The 24219-nt window shown below is 60.2% G+C and carries 17 protein-coding genes and 2 tRNA genes; 17 read left to right on the plus strand and 2 right to left on the minus strand.

Features of this window, described 5'->3' with window-relative positions; translation table 11 throughout:
• The first annotated feature begins 22 nt into the window (after positions 1 to 22).
• From secG to nlpI, 11 genes are all read left to right on the plus strand, one after another.
• Positions 23 to 355 carry a preprotein translocase subunit SecG gene (secG, locus tag EDC28_RS11120; protein WP_050658490.1) on the plus strand — a complete coding sequence of 111 codons (333 nt, stop codon included), beginning with the start codon at positions 23 to 25 and terminating at the stop codon, positions 353 to 355.
• A gap of 13 nt (positions 356 to 368) precedes the next feature.
• A tRNA-Leu gene (locus tag EDC28_RS11125) sits at positions 369 to 455 on the plus strand.
• Positions 456 to 514: 59 nt separating this feature from the next.
• Positions 515 to 591 (plus strand) — tRNA-Met (locus EDC28_RS11130).
• A gap of 218 nt (positions 592 to 809) precedes the next feature.
• A complete protein-coding gene (gene rimP, locus EDC28_RS11135; protein WP_123421643.1) occupies positions 810 to 1265 on the plus strand; it encodes a ribosome maturation factor RimP in 456 nt (151 codons plus the stop codon).
• Between the two features lie 30 nt (positions 1266 to 1295).
• Entirely contained in the window at positions 1296 to 2807 is a 1512-nt protein-coding gene (nusA, locus tag EDC28_RS11140; protein ID WP_050658492.1) for a transcription termination factor NusA, read from the plus strand.
• A 27-nt stretch (positions 2808 to 2834) separates the two neighbouring features.
• Positions 2835 to 5498 (plus strand): translation initiation factor IF-2, encoded by a 2664-nt coding sequence (gene infB / locus EDC28_RS11145; RefSeq protein WP_050658493.1) that lies wholly within the window; start codon positions 2835 to 2837, stop codon positions 5496 to 5498.
• A gap of 65 nt (positions 5499 to 5563) precedes the next feature.
• Positions 5564 to 5965: a 30S ribosome-binding factor RbfA gene (rbfA, locus tag EDC28_RS11150; protein ID WP_050658494.1), complete on the plus strand. Its 402-nt coding sequence runs from the start codon at positions 5564 to 5566 to the stop codon at positions 5963 to 5965.
• Positions 5962 to 6894, plus strand: coding sequence for a tRNA pseudouridine(55) synthase TruB (gene truB, locus EDC28_RS11155; protein ID WP_050658495.1), 933 nt, complete (start codon positions 5962 to 5964; stop codon positions 6892 to 6894). Before rbfA ends, truB begins: the two co-directional genes overlap by 4 nt.
• Positions 6895 to 6988: 94 nt before the next feature.
• Positions 6989 to 7258, plus strand: coding sequence for a 30S ribosomal protein S15 (rpsO, locus tag EDC28_RS11160; protein WP_050658528.1), 270 nt, complete (start codon positions 6989 to 6991; stop codon positions 7256 to 7258).
• A 153-nt stretch (positions 7259 to 7411) separates the two neighbouring features.
• Positions 7412 to 9610: a polyribonucleotide nucleotidyltransferase gene (pnp, locus tag EDC28_RS11165; RefSeq protein ID WP_050658496.1), complete on the plus strand. Its 2199-nt coding sequence runs from the start codon at positions 7412 to 7414 to the stop codon at positions 9608 to 9610.
• Between the two features lie 95 nt (positions 9611 to 9705).
• Complete coding sequence (nlpI, locus tag EDC28_RS11170; protein ID WP_050658497.1) at positions 9706 to 10584, plus strand: lipoprotein NlpI; 879 nt, start codon at positions 9706 to 9708, stop codon at positions 10582 to 10584.
• Here the strand turns inward: nlpI and EDC28_RS11175 are convergent.
• The gene (locus tag EDC28_RS11175) at positions 10511 to 12520 is read right to left on the minus strand and encodes a bifunctional diguanylate cyclase/phosphodiesterase (RefSeq protein WP_123421644.1); all 2010 of its coding nucleotides are present in this window, start codon (positions 12518 to 12520) and stop codon (positions 10511 to 10513) included. The genes nlpI and EDC28_RS11175 overlap by 74 nt on opposite strands.
• A 204-nt stretch (positions 12521 to 12724) precedes the next feature.
• Here EDC28_RS11175 and EDC28_RS11180 point away from each other — a divergent pair, with 204 nt between their 5' ends.
• From EDC28_RS11180 to EDC28_RS11205, 6 genes are all read left to right on the plus strand, one after another.
• A complete protein-coding gene (locus EDC28_RS11180) occupies positions 12725 to 15997 on the plus strand; it encodes a S41 family peptidase (RefSeq protein ID WP_123421645.1) in 3273 nt (1090 codons plus the stop codon).
• Positions 15998 to 16208: 211 nt separating this feature from the next.
• Positions 16209 to 17876 (plus strand): potassium-transporting ATPase subunit KdpA, encoded by a 1668-nt coding sequence (gene kdpA, locus EDC28_RS11185; RefSeq protein ID WP_123421646.1) that lies wholly within the window; start codon positions 16209 to 16211, stop codon positions 17874 to 17876.
• On the plus strand, positions 17876 to 19879 hold the full coding sequence (gene kdpB, locus EDC28_RS11190; RefSeq protein ID WP_123421647.1) for a potassium-transporting ATPase subunit KdpB: 2004 nt from the start codon (positions 17876 to 17878) through the stop codon (positions 19877 to 19879). Before kdpA ends, kdpB begins: the two co-directional genes overlap by 1 nt.
• Before the next feature lie 10 nt (positions 19880 to 19889).
• The gene (locus EDC28_RS11195) at positions 19890 to 20405 is read left to right on the plus strand and encodes a potassium-transporting ATPase subunit C (RefSeq protein WP_050658502.1); all 516 of its coding nucleotides are present in this window, start codon (positions 19890 to 19892) and stop codon (positions 20403 to 20405) included.
• On the plus strand, positions 20395 to 22983 hold the full coding sequence (locus tag EDC28_RS11200; protein ID WP_123421648.1) for a sensor histidine kinase: 2589 nt from the start codon (positions 20395 to 20397) through the stop codon (positions 22981 to 22983). Before EDC28_RS11195 ends, EDC28_RS11200 begins: the two co-directional genes overlap by 11 nt.
• Positions 22980 to 23660, plus strand: a complete 681-nt coding sequence (locus EDC28_RS11205) for a response regulator (RefSeq protein ID WP_123421649.1) — start codon at positions 22980 to 22982, stop codon at positions 23658 to 23660. The genes EDC28_RS11200 and EDC28_RS11205 overlap by 4 nt, the downstream gene beginning before the upstream one ends.
• Here the strand turns inward: EDC28_RS11205 and EDC28_RS11210 are convergent.
• On the minus strand, positions 23650 to 24159 hold the full coding sequence (locus tag EDC28_RS11210; protein ID WP_050658505.1) for a winged helix-turn-helix transcriptional regulator: 510 nt from the start codon (positions 24157 to 24159) through the stop codon (positions 23650 to 23652). The genes EDC28_RS11205 and EDC28_RS11210 overlap by 11 nt on opposite strands.
• Positions 24160 to 24219: the final 60 nt, after the last annotated feature.

Consider the following 24219-nt stretch of genomic DNA (forward strand, 5'->3'; position numbering starts at 1 on the left):
CCAGAGACAGGAAACTGCTGATATGTATGAAGTTCTGTTAGTGGTCTACCTGCTCGTGGCGCTGGCACTTATCGGTCTGGTAATGATCCAGCAAGGTAAAGGTGCCGATATGGGAGCGTCTTTCGGAGCAGGTGCCTCGAATACCGTATTTGGTGCCGGTGGTTCAGGAAATTTTCTGACCCGGGCTACCGCGATAGCTGCAACGCTGTTCTTCGTTCTGAGCCTGGTGCTCGGTAACATGACAGCCCACCAGGCCAAGCCAGACGATAAATGGCAGAACCTGGAAAAACCGGCCGCTGAGCAACAAAAGCAAGAGCAGCCGTCATCAGAAAAGCCGGACGTACCGACCAACTGATGTAAGTGAATTTGCCGAGATGGTGGAATTGGTAGACACGCTATCTTGAGGGGGTAGTGCCTTAATTGGCGTGCGGGTTCAAGTCCCGCTCTCGGCACCAAACAAGGCTCTTTGGCTTGATAAAATCCTTCAAGTCCAGTAAGATGCCGACCTGTTTGTCGCGGGATGGAGCAGCCTGGTAGCTCGTCGGGCTCATAACCCGAAGGTCGTCGGTTCAAATCCGGCTCCCGCAACCAAACAGTTAATCAGAGGCGCTGCCTTTGATTAGCCGGCCCCATGCGGGGTCTGTCAACTCAGGTTGAAGAAAGCCCCGCATCGTTCGGGGCTTTTTGCTATCTAAAGTCCACGGCAGGCCGCTTTATCGCCTCGCGGTGGGGGTATCGACTATGCTTTCGCGCGTGGTCGGCTGTGATACTGGGCGTTAGCCCTTTTTTTGTTTTTGGAGGGATTGCCCTTGGCAAGACTGGAACAGCAATTGACAGAGATGTTGACGCCCGCCGTCGAAGCCCTTGGCTTTGAACTGCTTGGCGTTGAAATGGCCCGCGCTGGCCGCAGTGCCACACTGCGGATCTATATCGATAGCCCCAATGGGGTGACGGTGGATAATTGTGCCGAGGTCAGCCACCAGGTCAGTTCTGTGCTGGATGTCGAGGATCCCATTCAGAGCGAATACTTCCTGGAAGTGTCCTCTCCCGGCCTGGACAGGCCGCTGTTTGTGCCTGAGCACTTTCAAAAAGTGGTAGGCTCGGACATCGAAATCAAACTGGTTGTGCCGGTGGCGGGTCGTCGCCGCTTTAAAGGCAAGCTGGTTGCCATTGAAGGTGACATGATCCAGTTGGCATACGAAGGCAAGGAAGACCGCTTCGCTTTCAGCAATATCGATAAAGCCAACCTGGTTCCACAGTTTTGAATAACGGCAAAGGTGTAACGAGGCATCCTGATGAATAAAGAGATCCTGCTGGTTGTCGACGCTGTCTCTAATGAGAAGGCCGTACCGCGCGAGAAGATTTTTCAAGCGCTGGAGGCAGCCCTGGCGACCGCCACCAAGAAAAAGCATGACAAGGAAATCGACGTCCGCGTCGCCATTGACCGCAAAACCGGTGACTTCGACACCTATCGCCGTTGGCTGATTGTTGAAGACAGTGACGACGTCCTGGAGCACCCGCTCAAAGAAGTGACGCTGTCCGCCGCCCGCGCCATGGAAGAAAACGACGAACTGCAAGCTGGCGAATTCGTCGAAGAGCAGATTGACTCCATCACCTTTGACCGCATCACCACCCAGACCGCCAAGCAGGTCATTCTGCAAAAGGTCCGTGAAGCCGAGCGCGCCCAGGTGGTTGAGCTGTTTGCCGACAACGTCGGTGAACTGGTGACGGGTACCGTTAAAAAGGCCAGCCGCGACATGGTTATCCTCGACCTTGGCAACAACGCCGAGGCCGTGCTGTACCGCGACGAAATGCTGCCCCGCGAATCTTTCCGTCCCGGCGACCGGGTTCGCGCCCTGCTGTTTGCGGTCAAGCCCGAGGCCCGTGGTGCCCAGCTGTTCCTGAGCCGCGCCAAGCCGGAGATGCTCATCGAACTGTTCCGCATTGAAGTGCCGGAAATTGGCGAAGAGCTGATTGAAGTCAAGGGTGCTGCCCGTGACCCCGGCAGCCGCGCCAAGATCGCCGTTAAAACCAACGATCGTCGTATCGACCCTATCGGCGCCTGCGTCGGTATGCGCGGTGCCCGCGTTCAGGCCGTTTCCGGTGAGCTGGAAGGCGAGCGCGTCGATATCGTGCTGTGGGACGACAACCCGGCTCAATTCGTTATCAACGCCATGGCGCCAGCCGATGTGGCCTCCATCATCGTTGATGAAGATACCAACGCCATGGACATCGCCGTGGAAGAGAGCAATCTCGCCCAGGCTATTGGCCGTGGCGGCCAGAACGTGCGTCTGGCCAGCCAACTGACCGGCTGGGAACTGAACGTCATGACCGTGGCGGACATGAAAGCTAAGCACCAGGCCGAGAACGACAAACTGCTGCAGCGGTTCATCGACAAGCTGGAGATCGACGAAGATTTCGCGGCGTTGTTGGTGGAAGAAGGTTTCTCGACCCTTGAAGAAATTGCTTATGTCCCCACTTCCGAGTTCCTCGAGATCGATGGTCTCGACGAGGACCTGGTAGAAGAACTGCGTAATCGCGCCAAGGCAGCCCTGACGACCGCTGCCCTGGCCAACGAAGAAAGCCTCGAAGGCGCTGAGCCGGCTGAGGACCTTTTGAATCTGGAAGGGATGGACCGCCACCTAGCCTTTAAACTGGCAGGTAAAGGCGTTCGTACCCTGGAAGACCTGGCTGAACAAGGCGTTGACGATTTGGCCGACATCGAAGAGCTGGATGAAACCAAAGCAGGCGAGCTGATCATGGCCGCCCGCAACATCTGCTGGTTCGGTGACAACGCCGAGGCCTAAAACGGGATCAACGGAGGAAAGATTTAGATGGCAGAAGTTACAGTTGAAAAACTTGCCAATGATGTAGGTACGCCGGTTGATCGCCTGATCCAACAGTTTGCTGAGGTCGGCATCAAAAAGGCCGCTTCAGACGAGGTCAGCGAAGACGAAAAGCAGACCCTGTTGTCTCATCTCAAAGAGCAGCATGGTGGCAATGCAGGTGCCCCTGACAAGTTGACCCTGACCCGTAAGACCAAAAGCACCCTGTCTGTCGGTGGTGCTGGTGGCCGTACCAAAGAGGTACAGGTGGAAGTGCGTAAGAAGCGCACTTTCGTAAAACGCGATCCGGCTGAAGAGCAGGCGCGCCAGGAAGCCGAAGCGGCTGCTGAGAAAGCCCGCCTGGAAGCTGAAGAGAAGGCTCGCCAGGAAGCGGCTGCTCGCGCTGCTGCTGAAGCTGAAGCCAAGGCTAAGCGCGAAGCGGAAGACAAAGCCCGCAAAGAAGCTCAAGCCAAAGCCGCTGCCGGTAGCCAGCCTAAAGCTGCCGGCGCTGCCAAAAAGGACGATGCTGAAGTGCAACGCCTGAAAGCCGAAGCCGACGCCCTCAAGCGTAAGCAGGAAGAAGAGGCCCTGAAAAAGGCCGAAGCCGAAGCTGTGCGCCTGGAAGAAGAAGCCCGCCGCCTGGCCGAAGAAAGCGAAAAACGCCTGGCCGAGGAAGCCAAGAACAAGCCTGCCGAAGACGAAGACGACAAGTCTACCTACGTCAAGGAAGCGGAAGTGGAAGCCGAGCGCGAGTCCGAAGGTCGCCGCCGTGGTGCTGCCAAGGCCAAAGGCCAAAGCAAACGCAACAGCGACAAGCGTGAGCGCGAGTCTGACCGCCGCAGCTCCCGCCTGCCCAAGAAGGGCAAGGGCCGTACCCCGGCTTCTATGCAGCATGGCTTTAACAAGCCTGCTCAGCCGGTAACCCGCGACGTACAGATCGGTGAAACCATCACTGTTGGCGAACTGGCCAGCAAGATGGCGGTAAAAGCGACCGAAGTCATCAAAGCGATGATGAAAATGGGCGCCATGGCCACCATCAACCAGGTGATCGATCAAGAAACCGCGCAATTGGTGGCCGAAGAAATGGGCCACAAGGTTGTGCTGCGCAAAGAAAACGAACTGGAAGAAGCGGTACTGCTGGACCGTGACACCGAAGCCCAGGCCCTGCCTCGCGCGCCGGTAGTGACCATCATGGGTCACGTCGACCACGGTAAAACGTCCTTGCTGGACTACATCCGTAAGGCCAAGATCGCCGCAGGCGAGGCCGGTGGTATTACCCAGCACATCGGTGCTTACCACGTCGAGCACGAGAAAGGCATGATCACCTTCCTCGACACCCCTGGTCACGCCGCCTTTACCGCCATGCGTGCCCGTGGTGCCAAAGCCACCGACATCGTGGTACTGGTTGTTGCCGCCGACGACGGCGTCATGCCGCAAACCAAGGAAGCCATCCAGCACGCCAAGGCGGCCGGTGTTCCCTTGATTGTTGCCGTCAACAAAATGGACAAGCCCGAAGCCGACCCGGACCGCGTCAAGAGCGAACTGGCTCAAAACGACGTGCTGACCGAAGACTGGGGCGGTGAAGTACAGTTCGTACCTGTCTCCGCCAAAACCGGTGACGGTGTGGATAACCTGCTGGACGCCATCCTGCTGCAGTCCGAAGTACTGGAGCTGACCGCCATCAAAGACGGTATGGCTACCGGTGTGGTAGTGGAATCGCGCCTGGATAAAGGCCGTGGTCCTGTGGCCACCGTGCTGGTGCAGTCCGGTACCCTCAAGCAGGGCGATATTGTGCTGTGCGGTCTGGAATACGGCCGTGTCCGCGCCATGCGTGACGAAGTGGGCGCCGAAATCAAAGAAGCCGGTCCTTCCATTCCGGTTGAGATCCTGGGTCTGTCCGGCGTGCCGGCTGCCGGTGACGAAGCCACCGTTGTGCGTGACGAGAAGAAAGCCCGTGAAGTGGCGCTCTATCGTCAAGGCAAGTTCCGTGACGTCAAGCTGGCTCGCCAGCAGAAGGCTAAGCTCGAGAACATGTTTGCCAACATGGCCGAAGGCGAAGTCTCCGAGCTGAACGTGGTACTCAAAGCCGACGTACAGGGCTCTGTGGAAGCCATCATCGACTCCTTGCTGAAACTCAGCACCGACGAAGTGAAGGTCAAAGTGGTGGGCTCCGGCGTTGGTGGTATCACCGAGACCGACGCCACCCTGGCTGCCGCTTCCAACGCTATCCTGCTTGGCTTTAACGTCCGTGCCGACGCTTCTGCCCGCAAGGTAGTTGAGACCGAGAACCTGGATCTGCGCTACTACAGCGTGATCTACGAACTGCTTGAAGAAGTGAAGCAAGCCATGACCGGCATGCTGGCACCGGAATTCAGGCAGCAGATCATCGGTCTGGCCGAAGTGCGCGACGTGTTCAAGTCGCCCAAGTTCGGCGCTGTGGCCGGCTGTATGGTCACCGAGGGTGTGGTCAAGCGCTCTGCGCCTATTCGTGTGCTGCGTGAAAACGTGGTTATCTACGAAGGCGAGCTGGAATCTCTGCGCCGCTTCAAAGACGACGTGGCCGAGGTTAAGAACGGCTACGAGTGTGGTATCGGCGTTAAGAACTACAATGATGTTCGCGTCGGTGACCAAATTGAGGTCTTTGAAACCGTTGAGGTTGCACGGACCCTCTAAGGAAACAACAACCATAAGGACGGGGGCCAAGCGCCCCCGTCCTTGTCTTTAAAAAGGCAAATCATATGGCAAGTCAAGTCAGTCGTACCCGCCGGGTAGGCCAGGAGCTGCAACGGGAAATCGCGATGATTCTGCAGCGCGAAGTCAAAGATCCCCGTATCGGCATGGTCACCGTGTCCGGGGTGGATGTTAGCCGCGACCTTTCTCACGCCAAGGTGTTTATCACCCTGTTTGAACAAGACGAAGAGAAGGTCAAGGAAACCCTTAAAGGTCTGCAAGAAGCCAAACCCTACATTCGCAGTTTGGTGGGGGGGCGTTTGCGCCTGCGTATCGTGCCGGAGCTCAAATTCGTGCACGACACCTCCCTGATTGAGGGGATGCGTATCTCCAACGCCGTTAGTCAGGCTGTTGCCCAAGACGAAGCCAAGAAAGTGCAAAGCGGCCGCGAGGACGAGGACAAGGAATGAGCAAGCGCCGGTCCAAGGGCCGTCCGCTGGACGGTATCCTGCTGTTGGACAAGCCCCAGGGTCTGAGCTCCAATGACGCCCTGCAGAAAGTCAAACGCATCTTCTTTGCCCAGAAGGCCGGCCACACCGGCGCTCTGGACCCCCTGGCCACCGGCATGTTGCCAATTTGCTTTGGGGAAGCCACCAAGTTCTCGCAGTTCTTGCTGGACTCGGACAAAGGCTACCGGGTCATCGCCAAGCTGGGGGTGCGCACCGATACCTCCGATGCCGACGGTGAAGTGGTGTCAGAGCGGCCCGTTGATGTGGTGATGGGCGACCTTTTGGAAGCCCTGGACAAGTTCCGCGGCCCCATCATGCAGGTGCCCAGCATGTACTCGGCGCTTAAATACCAGGGCAAACCCTTGTACAAATACGCCCGCGAAGGCATCGAAGTGCCCCGCGAAGCGCGGCCCATCACTGTCTACAAGCTAACCTTGGTGCGCTTTGAAGGCGACGAAGTGGAGCTGGATGTGGAGTGCTCCAAAGGCACCTATATCCGCACCATAGTGGACGACCTCGGCGAAGTGCTGGGCTGCGGTGCCCACGTGGTGATGCTGCGTCGTACCAAGGTCTCTGGCTACCCCATGGAGCGGGTAGTAACTCTGGAGCGCCTGGAAGCGCTGCTGGAAAAGGCCCGGGCCGACGAGGTAAGCCCCGGCGACTACCTCGACAGCTTCTTGTTGCCCATGGACAGCGCCGTGCAGGACATGCCAGCGGTTGAGGTGAAAGAGGCCAGCGCCTATTACCTCAAGCAAGGCCAAGCCGTGCAGGTACCCGGTGCGCCCAGCGAAGGGCTGGTGCGGCTGGTGGAAGAAGGCACCTTTATCGGCGTCGGTATTATCGACGACGACGGCAAGGTTGCCCCCAAACGTATGGTGGTTGCGCACTGACCCTTGGCAGCCATCCGGCCTTGGGGTAGAATGCGCAGCCTCGTGCATGGCTGAATTAGTGATCGGCCATGCTTTTATCAATCAGGAGTACATCATGTCACTAAGCGTTGAAGCAAAAGCTCAAATCGTTGCTGAACACAGCCGCGGCCAAAACGACACCGGTTCCCCGGAAGTTCAAGTTGCCCTGCTGACTGCCCAGATCAACCATCTGCAAGGTCACTTCTCCCAGCACAAGAAAGACCACCACAGCCGTCGTGGTCTGCTGCGCATGGTTTCCCAGCGCCGCAAACTGCTGGACTACCTGAAGAAGAAAGACGTTCAGCGTTATGCCGATCTGATCGGCAAGCTGGGTCTGCGTCGTTAATTCGACTTTGACCTTGCAAGGAAAAGGGGGCTTCGGCCCCCTTTTTTTTGTTCTAAAGCCGGGTGGCTACCTCTTGCCGAATAGCTGCTATATACTTGGCGCGCAAAGTAAGCGACCAAAAAATCAAGGATCGGCTGATCCTAAGGACAATCTGTGAAACCAATTATCAAGACCTTCCAGTACGGTCAGCACACCGTCACTCTGGAAACCGGCGCCGTGGCGCGCCAAGCCACCGCTGCCGTTATCGCCAGCATGGACGACACCGTAGTTCTGGTGAGCGTTGTCGGTAAAAAAGAAGCCGACCAATCCAAAGATTTCTTCCCGCTGACCGTGAACTACCAGGAGCGTACCTATGCTGCCGGTAAGATCCCCGGCGGTTTCTTCAAGCGTGAAGGCCGTCCCAGCGAAGGTGAAACCCTGACTGCTCGCCTCATCGACCGTCCTATCCGTCCCCTGTTTCCCAACGGTTTCAAGAATGAAGTCCAGGTTGTGGCGACTGTTGTCTCCGTCAACCCGCAAGTCAGCCCTGATCTGGTTGCCATGATCGGCACCTCCGCCGCCCTGGCCATCTCCGGTATTCCGTTCGCTGGCCCCATCGGCGCCGCCCGCGTCGGTTACATCAACGACAACCTGGTGCTGAACCCCACTACCGCCGAACTGGCTTCCTCCAAGCTGGACTTAGTGGTTGCCGGTACCGAAGGCGCGGTACTGATGGTGGAATCCGAAGCCGAACTGCTGGCTGAAGAAGTGATGCTGGACGCCGTGATGTTCGGTCACCAGCAGCTGCAGACCGTGATCACCGCCATCAACGAACTGGCTGCCGAAGTGAACACCCCCAAATGGGAGTGGACTGCTCCTGCCGAGAACACCGAGCTTAAAGAAAAAATCAAAGCCGCTGTCTGGGAAAAACTGGGCGACGCCTACCGCATCCAGGACAAAATGGAGCGTTACGCTGCCATCGGCGCCATCAAGTCTGCCCTGATGGAAAGCCTGCTGGCTGATGATGCCGAGCTGAACACCAAAGAAGCTGGCGATCTGTTCTCCAAAGTCGAGAAGACCCTGGTCCGTGGCCGCGTGCTGGCCGGCGAGCCCCGTATCGATGGCCGCGACCCGCAGATGATCCGCGCCCTGGATGTGGCCACCGGCGTACTGCCCCGCACCCACGGCTCCGCCATCTTTACCCGTGGTGAAACCCAGGCCTTGGTGGTTGCTACCCTCGGTACCACCCGTGACGCCCAGATCCTCGACGAGCTGACTGGCGAGCGCACCGACAACTTCCTGTTCCATTACAACTTCCCTCCCTACTGCGTAGGTGAGACCGGTATGATGGGCAGCCCCAAGCGCCGTGAAATCGGCCACGGCCGTCTGGCCAAGCGCGGCGTACTGGCCGTGATGCCTTCTGCCGAGCAGTTCCCCTACACCGTACGTGTGGTCTCCGAGATCACCGAATCCAACGGTTCTTCTTCCATGGCTTCTGTCTGCGGCTCCTCCCTGGCGCTGATGGACGCAGGCGTACCCATCAAGTCCTCTGTGGCCGGTATCGCCATGGGCCTGGTGAAAGAAGAAGAGAACTTCGTGGTGCTGTCCGACATCCTGGGTGACGAAGATCATCTGGGCGACATGGACTTCAAGGTGGCCGGTTCCCGCGAGGGCGTTACCGCCCTGCAGATGGACATCAAAATTGAAGGTATCACCAAGGAAATCATGCAAGTGGCCCTGAAACAGGCCCACGATGCCCGTATCCACATCCTGGGTGTGATGGACCAGGCCATCAACGGCCCGCGCGAAGACATCTCTGCCTACGCGCCCCGTATCCACACCATGAAGATCAACCCCGAGAAGATCCGTGATGTGATCGGTAAAGGCGGCAGCGTCATTCGTGCCCTGACCGAAGAAACCGGCACCACCATCGAGATCGAAGACGACGGCACCGTGAAAATCGCCGCCGTCAGCGGTGAGCAGGCTCAGGCCGCCATCCGCCGCATCGAAGATCTCACCGCCGAAGTGGAAGTGGGCCGCGTTTACGACGGTAAAGTCACCAAGATCGTTGATTTCGGTGCTTTCGTTGCCATTCTGCCCGGTAAAGAAGGCCTGGTGCACATCAGCCAGATCGCCGAAGAGCGTATCGAAAACGTGGCTGACCACTTGAAAGTGGGCCAGGAAGTGAAGGTCAAGTGTCTGGAAGTGGACCGCCAGGGCCGCGTACGCCTGTCCATCAAAGAAGCTCTGCCCAAGCCCGAGCAAGCCGAAGCCCCCGCTGAAGTTGCTCAGCCGGCCCCTGCTGCCGACGTAGCCGAGCCTGTTGCTGAAGTGGAAGCCGAAGCCCAGGCTGATGCCAACAAAACCGAATAAGACCTAGGTCTTATTTTGGAAAAAGGGGAGCTTTGGCTCCCCTTTTGTTTAGGCTTCTGGCAGGATGTAGCCATTGCAGAGAAGAGACACGGATTATGCGAAAGACACTGGCCGTCCTGATCCCACTGATGTTGGCAGGCTGTGCCTCCTTGCCTTCGACCTCCCAGCAAGACAGCAAACTTATCCTCGCCGAGCCCCTGGCCACTTCTTTTCAGTCCGAAGTGGAGCTGGCCCGTCTTGAAGAGATCCTGAGCCGTGCCGACCTGAACAACGAGCAGCGTGCCCAGGTGTTATACCGCCGTGGCGTGGTGTACGACTCGGTGGGGCTCAAGGCCCTGGCCCGGCGCGATTTTAACCGCGCCATCCAGCTCAAGCCGGACATGGCCGATGCCTACAACTTTATCGGTATCCAGGCCATTTCTGCCGAAGAGTACGAGCAAGCTTATGAAGCGCTGGATGCGGCCATCGACTTGGACCCAAAGCACGAGTACGCCTTTCTTAACCGCGGCATTGCCCTGTATTACGGCGACCGGCCAGAGCTGGCTACCCAGGATTTGGAAACTTTCCTGAACCTGCAGCCCAACGACCCGTACCGGGTGCTGTGGCTGTATCTGGCCGAAGAAGCGACCAACCCGGCAGAGGCCAAAACCCGGCTGGCCTATAACGCCACCAAGCTTCATGGCGATGTGTGGGCTAACCAACTGGTGGCGCTCTATGAGGGCAAGATCAGTGAAGCGGCCTTTATCGATGGCCTTAAAGACAACGTCGACTCCAACCGCACCCTGGCCGAGCGTCTCTGTGAAGCCTACTTTTACCTGGGCAAACTGCACCAGCAGAAGGGTGAGGTAGGAGCGGCCATCAACTTCTTCAAGCTGGCGCTCACCACCAATGTGCAGGATTTTATCGAGTTCCGTTATGCACGCCTTGAGCTGAAGCGGATGCGCCGTGACTTAACGCTGCAAAAGACCGGTTAAGCTCCAACTGCGCTACCGGCTGCGGTTTGGCCAGGAAGAACCCCTGTAGGTAATGAATACCGAGGGTCCTGGCCAGCAGCATCTGCTCTTCATACTCAATCCCTTCCGCCACCACCTTCAATGACAAGGCCTTGGCCAGTTCCACCAAAGCTTGGACCAGGGCCATGTCGCGAGGCGACTCGTGGATCCGCGCCATAAAGCTCTTGTCTATTTTCAGGCAATCAAGCGGCAGCTGCTGCAGATGCGACAGCGACGAATAACCGGTGCCAAAATCGTCAAGCGCGATGCGCACCCCCATGTCCCGCAGTTTCTGGATATTGGCGATGCTGACTTGCCAGTCTTCCATCAGCGCGGTTTCGGTGATCTCAAGCTGCAAGATGGACGGTTCCAGGCCGCACTTTTGCAGGCGCTCGCACACCTTGTCGGCAAAGCTTGGTTGATGCAGCTGGCTGTGGGAGACATTAACCGAGACCACCAGCGGCGTACCGGCGTCCTGCCAGCGCTTGGCCTGGGCCAGGGCCTCTTCCAGCACCCAAAGTCCCAGCGGCAGGATAAGCCCGGTTTCTTCGGCCAGCGGGATAAACACGTCGGGGCTACCGTAAGGCCAGCGCAGCAGGGCCTCGGCCGACACTATCTTACCGCTATGGGTGTTGTAGATAGGTTGGTAGACCAGGGTAAAGTCCTTTTGCTCTAGGCTTTTTCTGAGCTGCTCTTCCATGCTGAGCTTCAGGCGCATGTTGTCGTAGATGCACTGATCGAAAAACAGATAACGGGAGCGCCCCAGATTTTTGGCTTGGTACATGGCCACGTCTGCCCGCTGAATAAGCTCTTCACCGTTGTCAGCATCTTCAGGATGACGGGCAATGCCGATACTCACCGACAGGTACAAGACATTACCGGCCACGTGAAAAGGCCTGGAAAAGCCTTCGGTGAGGCGATCGGCAATGGCCTTGATGCTTTCTTCACAAGCCTGGTTGACCAGTATCACGAACTCGTCGCCGCCGTAGCGGGCCAAAAAGCTGCACTCGCCTCCCAGCTCTTTGAGGCGCTGAGCCGTTTTCTTTAACAGCTCATCACCGATGCTGTGGCCAAGGCCGTCATTCACCTTTTTAAAGCCATCTAAATCCAAAAACATCAGCGAAAACTGGGCGTCGGTTTCCAACTGCCGGTACAGGGCTTCTAAAAAGCTGAAGCGGTTGGGCAGGCCGGTCAGCTGGTCTTCACTGGCGCGCCGGGCCAGTTCGGTCTCAAAGCGTTTTAGTTCGTTGCGGTCGGCGGCCAGTTGGTTTCGCATGTCCAGCAGGTTTTTGGTGAGATGGTCCAACTCGTCCTGGCTGTGCTTGAAGTAAATAGTGGGAGTGGTTTCCAGGTTATCCAGACGTAGCCCCTGAGCAAACTGGGAAAGACGCAGCAGCCGGCGGGTGACCACCTTTTGCACCAGCCACAGTAGCAAGCCGGCGAGGAGCAGGGTGTAGATGCTCAAGGTCCAAAAGGCGCTGCGTACCTTGTTCCAGGCATATTGGCTGATGGCATCCTTGTCGAAACTCACCGACAGCTGACCCAGATTACTGCCGTTATCCGCCACTATGGGATATTGAAAATCGATGCTGTTGACCGGCTTTACCCCCACGGTCAAAGCGATGTCACCATTAACGGCAGCGTAGGCGGCAAAAGGTTGCTGGATGAGGTTTTGCAGATTAAGGCGGGTACGGTCAGGGTCGAAGTTCCAAATAGCAGCCGCCAATGTCGGCAGGTAGCCTTGGACAATCTGGGTGCTGGTTGCTGCAACACCGTTCTCGGCCTCTTTCTTGTCCATGAAATACTGAACCGGGATCAGCATCACCATCATCAGGAAGCTCAAGCTCAAGGTAGACAGCATCAAACGTCTGCTGAGCTTGGCTTTTTGGTGTTTGATCATGGCAAACCTGGTAGGCATGACTGCTCGTTTATTTACAGTGATGCCTTTTTACGTGAAGGTCAACAAAGCCTTAACATTATTTGCTGAAGTACAGAGACAGGTCACCCGCCGGGGATCACCCGCACTTTAGCTCGGTGGCGGTTTTATCTGAGTATCAGGGGGAGTAGCTTGAACTGAGCTGCCTTGACGCGGCACCCCATCCTAAAAATAAGAGAACGCGCTATGAAATTTCGTTACAGCTTTCTTTGCTGTCTGGCTGCTCTGGGTATGAGCGGCCAGGCACTGGCCAACAGCGGCCACAGCGGTTACTACCGCCAGCCCGATTTACGTGGCGACACCCTGGTTTTCACGTCTGAAGGGGATATCTGGGTGGATGAACTGGGCAAGGGTAGTGCCCACCGCCTGACCAGCAAACCGGCTGAGGAGTCCGGCGCGGTTTTGTCCCAAGACGGCAAGACCCTGGCCTTCGTGGCCAATTATGAAGGAGCGCCCGAGGCCTATGTTATGCCGGTTGCCGGCGGCCTGCCCAAACGGGTGACCTTCGAGCAAAGCCATGTGCGGCTGCAAGGCTGGACAGCAGACGGCAAGCTGCTCTACGCCACCGACAACGCCTTTGGCCCTTCCAGCACTTGGGTACTTAAGGAAGTGGACCCTGCCAGCCTTAAGGTTACGGCGCTGCCGCTGGCCAATGCCATCCAGGGCAGCCTGGACGAGCAAGGCCAGTACCTCTATTTTGCCCGCTTCGGCCTGCAGGTTACCGGTGACCACGCCAAGGTTTACCGGGGCGGCGCCAAGGGCGAGCTGTGGCGTTTCAAACTGGGCAGCAACGACGAGGCCCAGCTGCTGAGCGCCAAAGACGCCGGCTCTGAGCGCGATCCCATGTATTATCAGGGCCGCTTGTACTACGTATCTGACAAAGACGGCAACCCCAACCTGTGGTCCATGGCCACCGATGGCAGCGACACTCGCCAGTTGACCCACTACCACGACTGGCCGGTCAAGGGCGCGCGGCTGTCAGAGGGCCGCATCGTCTTCCAACTGGGCGCCGATGTGATGCTGCTGGATATCGCCAAGGGCGAGGCGCAAAAGCTCGATATCACCCTCAATACCGACGAGCCCTATCGCCAGCCCCGCTGGCTTAAAGAGCCGCTCAAATACGCCACCGACGCCGAGCTTAATGCCAAGGGCAACAAGGTGGTGCTGACCGCCCGCGGCCGGGTAGCCATTGCCGGCACCGATGGCTCTAGGCTGGTGGATATCGCCGTGCCGGCCCAAAGTCGGGTGCGCAGCGCGCTTTTGAGCAAAGACGGCAAATGGGTCTATGCCATTTGTGATGCCAGCGGCGAGCAGGAGATCTGGCGCTTTGCCGCCGACGGCAGCAACGATGCCAAGCAGCTTACCCAGGGCGGCCACAGCCTGCGCTGGAGCCTGAGCCTCTCGCCCGATGGCCGCTACTTGGCCAACGACGACAACGACGGCAACCTCTACTTGCTTGACCTTAAAAGTGGCAGTAACAACAAGATTTTGGGTAATGGCCCCGGCCTTGGCCCCTTTGGCGACCTTGCCTGGTCGGCCGATAGCCGCTACCTGGCCATTGGCGCCGCCCTGGTTGGCCATGAGCGCAGCCAGGTCTTGCTGTTTGACACCGCCACCGCCAAGCAGCAGTTTTTGACCAGCAGCAAATACGAGTCCTTCTCGCCGGCCTTCAGCCCCGACGGCAAGTGGCTGTATTTCCTCTCTAACCGCAGCTTTAACGCCACTCCCGGTTCGCCCTGGGGCGACCGCAACATGGGGCCGATGTTCGACAAACGCACCGACATCTTTGCCCTGGCCCTGGACCCTAAAGCGGTGTTCCCCTTCCAAAAGCCAAGCGAGCTGCTGGCCGACGCCGAGAAGGCCGATGACGGCAAAGCCAGCATCGAGTGGGGTTCTATCGCTGCTCGCCTGTGGCAGGTGCCGGTAGCAGCCGGTAACTACAGCGGTCTTAGCGTCAGCCAAGACCGCCTCTATGTAGAAGACAATCCGGCCGGGCAGGGCGCCGCCAGTCTCAAAACCCTGGCCTTTGACCGATTGTCGCCGAAGCTGGAAACCTTCGCCGGTGACGTAGCGCAGTACGGGCTGTCGGATGACGGCAAGCAGCTTTTTGTGCGCAAGCAAAGCCAGCCAGAACAGATGTTTATCGTGCTGGCCGGTGCCAAGATGCCAAGCGATCTTGCCAACCAGCGGGTGCAGGGCGAGCAGTGGCAGCTCGCCATCAACCCCGGCGACGAGTGGCTGCAGATGTTCCGTGACGCCTGGCTGATGCACCGTGATTCGTTCTTTGATCCGGCCCTTCGCGGCCAGGACTGGAACGCCATCAAGGCCCGCTTCGAGCCGCTGGTGGCCAGGGTCTCCGACCGTCAGGAACTGGCCGACCTTTTGGGCCAGATGACCGGCCAGCTCAGCGCCTTGCACTCCCAGGTCAGGGGCGGGGACTTCCCGCAAAACCCCGATGCCGCCAGCGCCGCCAGCCTCGGTGCCGAGCTGCTGCAAAGCGATGCCGGGGTGCGTATCAGCCACATTCTTGAGACCGACCCCGAGCTACCCGAGCAGGCCAGCCCTCTGGCGCGCCCCGGCGTAGATGCCCGCGATGGCGACATCATCAAGGCCATCAATGGCCGTAAGGTAAACACCTTGAGTGATGTCAGCCTGCTGCTGCGCAACCAGGCCGGCAAGCAGGTGTTGTTGACCCTCAACCGGGGTAGCGCCAGCCATGACACCATCGTCTACCCGGTGGACTTGCAGGCCAACAGCCAGCTTCGCTACCAAAACTGGGTTGAGCACAACCGCAGCGCCGTGGCCAAGGCCAGCGGCGGCAAGATTGGCTACCTGCATCTCTATGCCATGGGCACTGGCGATATCGAGAGCTTTGCCCGGGAGTTCTTTGCCAACTATGGCAAAGACGGGCTCATCATCGACGTGCGCCGCAACCGCGGCGGCAACATCGATTCCTGGGTGATCAACAAGCTGCTGCAACGGGCCTGGATGTTCTGGCAGCCCAAGCACGGCGATGCCAACACCAACATGCAGCAGGCCTTCAGGGGCCATCTGGTGGTGCTGACCGACCAAATCACCTATTCGGACGGCGAGACTTTCAGCGCCGGCATCAAGGCCTTGGGCCTGGCGCCGCTGATAGGCATGCGCACCGCCGGGGCAGGGGTATGGCTGACTGGCCGCAACAGCCTGGCTGATGGCGGCATGGCGAGGGTGGCCGAGTTCCCGCAGTTTGAGCTGGACGGCCACTGGATAGTGGAAGGCCAGGGGGTCTCTCCCGATATCGCGGTAGACAACCTGCCCCACGCCACCTTCGAGGGTAAGGATGCCCAGCTCGACAAGGCCATCAGCTACCTCGAAGCCGAGCTGAAAAAGGCCCCCATCAAGCCCCTTAAGGCCGAAGACATCAGCAAGCAGCCAAGGGCTGCGGATGTCACCCAAGAGTTTAACGAGCACCGCTAACCCAGCCAAAGGCGCCGCAAGGCGCCTTTTTTACGGCTTCTTTACGGCCCCGGCCCCAGCCTTTATAGCCCCTTAACGGCCCTTGTTCTTAGGCTTTCTTGGTCCATTGAACCGAGAGAACCCTCATGAACTGGTTGTATCTTTTCGTTGTTGTCGCCTTGCTCTGTTACCTGGGCTTTGCCCTGGTTCGCAGCGAGCACTAGGAGGCGACATGTGGCAACAATGGTTTTACCCCTTGCTGTTTATCTTGCTGGTATTGCTGCCGGCGCCCTGGCTTGGCCGCTACATTCACCGCGTGCTGGAAGGGCCGGGCCATGCCCTGGATAAAAGCCTGTTAAGGCTTTGCACCAACGATAGCCAAGGCCAGAATTGGCAGCGCTATCTTGGCAGCCTGCTGGCCTTTAACCTCGCCGGCATGGCGCTGTTGATGCTGGTGTTGATGGCCCAGGGCTTTTTGCCCCTAAACCCCCAGCATCTGCCGGGTTTGCCCTGGCAACTGGCTCTCAATACCGCCGTCAGCTTTGTCTCCAACACCAACTGGCAAGCCTACAGCGGTGAGCTGCAGCTTTCTTATTTCAGCCAGATGCTGGGGCTAACGGTACAAAACTTTGCCTCTGCCGCCACCGGTATTGCCGTGGCGGCGGCGCTGTTTCGGGGCATCAGCCAGCGCCAGGGCCGCCAACTGGGCAACTTCTGGCAGGATTTGCTGCGCATCGCGCTCTACCTGCTGCTGCCCATGGCGCTGGTGATGGCGCTGCTGCTTATCTGGCAAGGGGTGCCCCAGACCTTCAACCCCTACCCGGTGGCCCATACCCTTGAAGGCGCCCAGCAGACCCTGGCTCTGGGGCCGGTGGCCTCTCAAGAAGCCATCAAGCAGCTGGGCACCAATGGCGGCGGCTTTTTCGGGGCCAACTCCGCCTATCCCTTTGAAAACCCAACGGCACTTTCCAACTGGTTGGAGATGGTGGCTTTGCTGCTGCTGCCAGCGGCCATGGTGTTTGCCTTTGGCCGCTACATCAAAGACAGCGGTCATGGCCGCGCCATACTGGCGGCCATGCTGGTACTGCTGCTAATTGGCCTGGCGGTGGCACTGTGGCAAGAGAGCCTGCCCGACCCAACCCTTGCTGGGTTAACCACCGAGCCTGGCAACTGGGAAGGCAAGGAAAGCCGCTTTGGCCTGACCCTCTCCACCCTCTGGGAGGTGGCCACCAGCGCCGCATCCAATGGCTCGGTCAACGCCATGCACGACAGCTTTGCCCCCCTTTCCGGCCTGGTCGCCCTGGTGAACATGCTGCTGGGGGAAGTTATCTTCGGCGGCGTTGGCGCTGGCATTTACGGCATGTTGCTGTTTGTGCTGCTGACCGTGTTCCTGTGCGGCCTGATGGTAGGCAAAACCCCGGTGTACCTCGGTAAACGGCTGGGCGCCGGGCAGATGAAATGGGTGGTGGCCAGCATGCTGGTGATGCCCCTTGGGGTGCTGGTGCTGGGCGGCCTGACCCTGCTGCTGCCGGGCCATGAGGCCGTTATCGGCAGCGAGGGGCCTCATGGCCTTAGCCGCCTGCTTTATGCCTATGCCTCGGCTACCGGCAACAACGGCTCGGCCTTTGCCGGCTTTGGCGCCAGCGACAACACCCAGTGCCTGCTGCTGGCATTGGCCATGGTGTTGGGGCGCTTTGGCATCATCTTGCCGGTTATGGCGGTAGCCGGCTCCCTGGCCGGCGCGGCCAAGGTAGAAACCGGCCAGGGCGATTTTCCCATCAAGGGCGCCCTGTTCATCACCTTGCTGGTGATCACCATCCTGATGATTGGCGGCCTGGCCTTCTTGCCGGCCCTGGCTTTGGGCCCTGTTGCCGATGCCCTGACTGTGGGAGCCTTCTGATGTTCGATTCCGTTATGGCGGCTCGCGCCGCAAGCGAAGCGCTGCGCCGTTTTCACCCCAAGGCGCTGGTCAACAAACCTATCCTCTTTTGCCTGTGGGTGGCGGCGGTGCTTGCCAGCCTCGAAGCGCTGCTGGGGGCGGCCATCTCCGGTGTTGCCCCACTTCTTGCCTGGCAGCTCACCGGCTGGCTGTGGTTGACCTTGTGGTTTGCCAACGTCGCCGAAACCCTGGCCGAAGGCCGGGGCAAGGCCAGGGCCGACAGCCTCAAAGCCAATCTTAGCCAGTTGCAGGCCCGTAAGGTGACCGGCCTTGACGACACTGAGGGCCAGTGGGTTGCGGCTCCCAGCCTGCGCCGGGGCGATATTGTGCTGGTAAAAGCGGGAGAAACCATCCCGGCGGACGGCGAAGTGGTGGCCGGTATTGCCTCGGTGAACGAGGCGGCCATTACCGGCGAGTCGGCGCCGGTGATCCGCGAGTCCGGCACCGACCGCAGCGGCGTAACCGGTAATACCCTGGTGGTGTCTGACCGCATTTATGTCGAGGTGAGCGCCGAGCCGGGGCAGGGCACCCTGGACAGAATGATTGCCCTAGTGGAAGGGGCCAAGCGCCAGAAAACCCCTAACGAGCAGGCCCTTGATACCTTGCTGGTGGGGCTGACCCTTATCTTCCTGCTGGTGGTGGCCACCTTGCCCTGGTTCCTGGGTTACAACGGCAGCCAGGTGCCAAGGCTTTACCTTATCGCCCTTTTTATCACCCTGATCCCCACCACCATCGGCGGCTTGTTGTCGGCCATCGGCATTGCCGGCATGGACCGGCTGGTCAAGTTGAACGTGATTGCCAAATCCGGCCGCGCCGTGGAGGCGGCTGGCGATGTGCGCACCCTGCTGCTGGATAAAACCGGCACCATCACCTTTGGCAACCGCATGGCCGATGCCTTTATCCCGGCGCCGGGTGTCGACAAAGCCCGGCTGGCCGAGGCAGCGGCCCTGGCCTCTTTGGGGGACAACACTCCCGAGGGCAAATCCATCCTGGTGCTGGCGGCCTTGCCCGGGTGTGAGGAAGCGCCTGGGGACGAGGTGGTGGCCTTTTCGGCGCAAAGCCGCCTCAGTGGCCTTGACCGGGGCGGGCAGCGCTATCGCAAGGGCGCGGTGGACGCGGTGCTGCGCCATTTGGGTCTTGCCGCAGGCGAGGCCCCTGAGCCCTTGATGCAGGCGGTGGACGCCATCGCCCGCCAGGGCGGCACGCCGCTGCTGGTGTGCCAGGGCCAAAGCCTGCTGGGGGCGGTGCACCTTAAAGACATCATCAAGCCCGGCATCAAGGCGCGCTTTCAGGCGCTGCGCGCCCTTGGGATCCGCACCGTGATGATCACCGGTGACAACCCCCTTACCGCCGCCGCCATCGCCGCCGAAGCGGGGGTGGACGATTTTGTCGCCGAGGCCACTCCCGAGAAAAAACTGGCCTATATCCGCCAGGAGCAACAAGACGGCCGGCTGGTGGCCATGTGCGGCGACGGTGCCAACGACGCCCCGGCCCTGGCCCAGGCCGATGTGGGGCTGGCCATGAACGAGGGCACCCAGGCGGCAAAAGAAGCCGGCAACCTGGTGGACCTGGACTCTAACCCCACCAAGCTGCTGGACGTGGTACAGGTGGGCAAGCAGCTCTTGGTAACCCGTGGCGCCTTGACCACCTTCTCTATTGCCAACGACTTGGCCAAGTATTTTGCCATCTTGCCAGCGCTCTTTGTGGCGGCCTATCCCCAACTGGGGGTGCTGAACCTGATGCACCTGGCGAGCCCGCAAAGTGCCATCCTCTCGGCCATCATCTTTAACGCGCTCATTATCATCGCCCTGGTGCCGCTGGCCCTTAAAGGGGTCAGCCTCAAGGGCAGCGCCAGTGCCTTGCTGCGCCGCAATCTGCTGCTGTACGGGGTAGGGGGGCTGGTGGTGCCTTTTGTTGGTATCAAATTGATTGATTTGGCTATTTCGGCCCTGGGCCTAGTGTAAGGAGCCCCTGATGAATGCTATCCGTACCCTGCTGGTGCTCACCCTGCTGCTGGGCCTTGGCTACCCCATGCTGGTCACTGGCCTTGGCCAGTGGCTGTTCCCGGCCCAGGCCAACGGCAGCCTTATTCACGACGGCGCCGGGCGCCTTATCGGCTCGGCCCTTATCGGCCAGGGTTTTACCGGCGCTGGCTATTTTCACAGCCGGCCCTCTGCCACCGGTTATGACGGCGCCGGCTCTGGCGCCACTAACCTTCCCCAAGGTAGCGCCGCGCGCCGCGCCTTTGCCGAGGCTCAGCCCTACAGCCACCCGGCCATGCTCACCAAAAGCGCTTCAGGGGTAGACCCAGATCTGCCCCTGGCGGCGGCCCTGGAGCAGGTGCCGAGGGTAGCGGCGGCCAGGGGGCTACCGGCTGCCAAGGTGCAAAGCCTGGTTCTTAGCCGGCGCCAAGCTGGTATTCTTGGCCCGCAAGTGGTTAATGTGCTGCTGTTGAACTTGGCCCTGGATAAGGAACCCTATGCGCGATGATGTCCGCGCCGACGCCCTGCTGGCCGAGCTGGAACAAGACTCGCCGCGGGGCAAGCTGAAGATATTTTTAGGCGCGGCCCCTGGCGTGGGTAAGACCTACGCCATGCTCCAGGCTCTGCCGGCGCTCATCGCCCAGGGGCTGGATGTGGTGGTAGGAGTAGTGGAAACCCATGGCCGCCAAGACACCCAAGAGCTGCTGGCGGGCCTGGCGGTAGCGCCGCGCCGGCCCTTGGCCCACCGTGGCCAAACCCTTGACGAAATGGATCTCGACGGCCTGTTGGCCCGCCGCCCGCAACTGGCGGTAGTGGACGAGCTGGCCCACAGCAACGCCCCCGGCAGCCGCCATCAAAAGCGCTACCAAGACGTAGAAGAGCTGCTGGCGGCCGGCATCGATGTCTACAGCACCCTCAACGTGCAGCACCTGGAAAGCCTCAACGATGTGGTCTGGCAGCTGACCGGGGTCAGGGTCAAGGAAACCCTCCCCGACAAGGTGCTGCTGGGGGCCGACAGCCTGGTGCTGATTGACCTGCCCCCCAGGGAGCTGCTGGCGCGCCTTAAAGAGGGCAAGGTCTACATGGAAGCCCAGGCGCGGGCTGCCTTGCAGGCCTTTTTCTCCCTGCCCAACCTCACCGCCCTCAGGGAGCTGGCCATGCAGGCGGCGGCCAGTCATGTGGAAGGCCACATGCAGCTGCAATGGCAGGCCCAGGGCCGCGAACAGGCCTCTTTGCGTGGCAAGCTGATGGTGTGCCTGGCCGACAACGGCGCTGCCAGTGCCCTGGTGCGCTATGGCCATCGCATTGCCCAGCGCCGCCAGTTGCCCTGGCTGGTGCTGCATGTGCAAACCAGAGGCACGCCTTCAGCGGCCCTCGCCGATGCCCTGGCGCTGGCCTCGCAGCTCGGCGCCCGGGTTTTGACCCTCGCCAGCCCCTGGGTGGGGGCAACCCTGGTGGATACCGCCCGCAGCCAGCATGTCTCGCAGCTGCTGCTGGGCAAGCCCAAGCCGCGCTGGTGGCGCCGCTCACTGCTTCGTTACCTGTTGGCCAAGGCCAGCCAGTTGGAGCTGACCTTGGTTGACACTCAGGCTGCAAAGCCCAGCCCCTCTCCCTTGCGCGCGCCGGCGCCGGGGCGCTGGGGGCAACTGGTCCTTGGGGGTGGCATCATGACCCTGGCAACCCTGATCGCCCTGGCGGCGGCGCCTTGGCTGCCGGCATCGGCCATGGCGCTGCTGTTTGTGCTGGGGGTGCTGGCCACCGCCCTTTCCACCAGCGTGGTGCCGGCCACCTTGGCGGCGCTGCTGGGCTTTGTGGCGTTCAACTTCTTTTTCACCGAGCCCTATTACACCCTGGCGGTGGCCAGCAACAGCGATCTGTTGACCTTGCTGGCGTTGCTGGTGGTGGGCATGGCCGCCGGCCGGCTGGCCGCCAAGCAGCGCCAGCAACTGGTGGGGCTTCGCGAATCCCACCGCATCGGCACGGCGCTGCTGGGCCTTAGCCAGGCCCTGGCATCGGCCCACAGCAAGGACGAGGTGCTGGGCCTTGGCGCCTCGGCCGTAGCCGACGCCCTGGCGCTCAAGGTGTTTTGCGTGGGTAGCGAAGAGGTGTTGCAGCAGCGCGGCCTTGGCATGACCGATCAGGCGGCGCTGCAATGGTGCCTGGCCCACCAGCAGGTGGCGGGCCACTTTACCCAGACCCTCAACGCCGCCGCCATGCAGTATCAGCCCCTGGGGGAGGGCCAGGCCTTGGCGCTTGAGCTGCCAAATGCTTTGGGTAGCGGCGCCGAGCACCAGCTCCAGGCCATGCTGGCGGATATCCGCGCGGCCCTGGCCAGGGTAGAGCTGGACAACCGCTTGCAGCAAAGCGAATTTCAGGCTGAAACCGACCGGATGCGCGCCGCTTTGTTGTCGTCGGTCTCCCATGACCTTAAAACCCCCCTTGCCAGCATTATGGGGGCCAGCACCACCTTGCTGGACTACGACGATCGCCTGGCCCCGGCTGACAAGACCGAGCTGCAATTTTCCATCTTGCAAGAAGCGCAGCGCCTGCACGGCTACGTGCAAAACCTGTTGGACATGACCCGCCTGGGCCAGCCGGATTTTATCCTTAATCGCGAGCCGGTGACCTTGGCAGCCTTGATTGACGGCGCCGCCGGGCGTTTGGCGGCGGCTCTTAGCCAGCATCCCTTGCAAACCCACCTGGACCCGGCCCTGCCCAGGCTTCGGGTACACCCGGCGCTCATAGAGCAGGTGCTGGTCAATATTTTGGATAACGCCGCCCGCTACTCGCCCCCTGGCAGCCCCATCGAGATACGCGCCATGGTGGCGGCCCCGGATCTGTTGGTAGATATCATCGACAAGGGCGCCGGCATCAACGAAGCGGACCGCACCCGCATCTTCAACCTGTTTTACACCCAGCCGGTGGGCGACGGGGGCAGCCGCGGTACCGGCCTTGGGCTTGCCATCTCCCGGGCCATGGTGGAAGCCCACGGCGGCAAGATCTGGGCCTTTGCCGGGCCCAGCCAAACCGGCACCTGCATGCGCCTGTCCCTGCCTTTGGCCTTAAATACCGAGGAAAGCCGATGATCACCGTGCTTATCGTTGACGACGAAGCGGCCATTCGCCGCTTTTTGCGGTTGAGCCTGGCCGCCGAGGGCTTTGCGGTGCTGGAAGCGGCCACGGTCCATGAGGCCCTGACCCTTTGTCGCCAGCAGCATCCGCAACTGGTGGTGCTGGATCTTGGCCTGCCCGACGGCGACGGCAGCCAGGTACTGAGTGCCATCCGCCGCGACCATGACTGGCCGGTGCTGGTGCTGTCGGTGCGTGAAGACGAAGCCGAAAAAGTGCGGCTGCTGGACGCCGGTGCCAACGACTACATGACCAAACCCTTTGGCATTCAGGAGTTTATGGCAAGGGTACGGGTGCTGCTGCGCCAGCAGCTGCGGCTGACCCAGGGAGGGCAGTTGCGTTTTGCCAGCAGTGACCTGGAATTGGATCTCCCCAGCCAAACCCTTCGTCACCAGGGCCGGGATATTCGGCTGTCCAAGAAGGAATTTGCCTTTTTGGTGGAACTTTTGCGCCATCCCGGCCAGGTACTGACCCAGCAGCAATTGCTGGTGGCGGTGTGGGGGCCAAGCCACAAGGACGACAACCATTACCTGCGCATTGTGGTGGCAAACCTCAGGCGCAAACTCGGGGACGATGCCGAGCAGCCGGCCCTTATCGAGACCCTGCCCGGTATCGGTTACCGCTTTATGGGTTGAGGCGCTCGGCCCGTAACTTGGCATAGCGGGCCAGGCGCTCGCGCTGCTCGGCCGTTGCCGCCGGGCCCGGCGCCATCATGTGGGTAGCGGAGGTCAGGGGTTTGAGGGTATGGGCATCTACCATCATCGGTTCAGCCGGGCGGCCAGTGTCGGTATCGATGATGTCGACGCTATGACCCTCAGGCGCGAAATGCTTGTTGCCCCAGGCCGCAAAGGCCATCAGCACCGGCCGAAAATCAAGGCCCGCCTGGGTCAGGTGGTAGCCATAGCGGGGCGGTTTTTGCTGGTAGAGGCGTTTTTCCAGCAGCCCTTCTTCCACCAGGGTGCCCAGGCGCCGGGTCAGCATGTTGGGGGCAATGCCGAGGCTTTTTTCAAATTCGTCAAAACGGGTCAGGCCGTAAAAGGCGTCCCGCAGGATAAGGATGCTCCACCATTCCCCCACACGTTCGAGACTGCGGGCAATAGGGCAGGGTGTACCGTCGAGTTTTTTGCGTTGCATCTAGGGCCCCTTGGACTTGTCTTCGAGGCATTGTAACAGCGGCGCCCAGAAAAGGGCGCC

Source organism: Gallaecimonas pentaromativorans (assembly GCF_003751625.1).
GTDB classification, from domain to species: Bacteria; Pseudomonadota; Gammaproteobacteria; order Enterobacterales; family Gallaecimonadaceae; genus Gallaecimonas; species Gallaecimonas pentaromativorans.

Coding starts and splice junctions, on each gene's coding strand:
- infB (WP_050658493.1), top strand. CDS start 2,835: ATGGCAGAAGTTACAGTTGAAAAACTTGCCAATGATGTAGGTACGCCG.
- EDC28_RS11200 (WP_123421648.1), top strand. CDS start 20,395: ATGCGCGATGATGTCCGCGCCGACGCCCTGCTGGCCGAGCTGGAACAA.
- EDC28_RS11195 (WP_050658502.1), top strand. CDS start 19,890: ATGAATGCTATCCGTACCCTGCTGGTGCTCACCCTGCTGCTGGGCCTT.
- EDC28_RS11180 (WP_123421645.1), top strand. CDS start 12,725: ATGAAATTTCGTTACAGCTTTCTTTGCTGTCTGGCTGCTCTGGGTATG.
- EDC28_RS11210 (WP_050658505.1), bottom strand. CDS start 24,159: ATGCAACGCAAAAAACTCGACGGTACACCCTGCCCTATTGCCCGCAGT.
- rbfA (WP_050658494.1), top strand. CDS start 5,564: ATGGCAAGTCAAGTCAGTCGTACCCGCCGGGTAGGCCAGGAGCTGCAA.
- secG (WP_050658490.1), top strand. CDS start 23: ATGTATGAAGTTCTGTTAGTGGTCTACCTGCTCGTGGCGCTGGCACTT.
- EDC28_RS11205 (WP_123421649.1), top strand. CDS start 22,980: ATGATCACCGTGCTTATCGTTGACGACGAAGCGGCCATTCGCCGCTTT.
- rpsO (WP_050658528.1), top strand. CDS start 6,989: ATGTCACTAAGCGTTGAAGCAAAAGCTCAAATCGTTGCTGAACACAGC.
- nusA (WP_050658492.1), top strand. CDS start 1,296: ATGAATAAAGAGATCCTGCTGGTTGTCGACGCTGTCTCTAATGAGAAG.
- kdpA (WP_123421646.1), top strand. CDS start 16,209: ATGTGGCAACAATGGTTTTACCCCTTGCTGTTTATCTTGCTGGTATTG.
- nlpI (WP_050658497.1), top strand. CDS start 9,706: ATGCGAAAGACACTGGCCGTCCTGATCCCACTGATGTTGGCAGGCTGT.
- kdpB (WP_123421647.1), top strand. CDS start 17,876: ATGTTCGATTCCGTTATGGCGGCTCGCGCCGCAAGCGAAGCGCTGCGC.
- EDC28_RS11175 (WP_123421644.1), bottom strand. CDS start 12,520: ATGCCTACCAGGTTTGCCATGATCAAACACCAAAAAGCCAAGCTCAGC.
- truB (WP_050658495.1), top strand. CDS start 5,962: ATGAGCAAGCGCCGGTCCAAGGGCCGTCCGCTGGACGGTATCCTGCTG.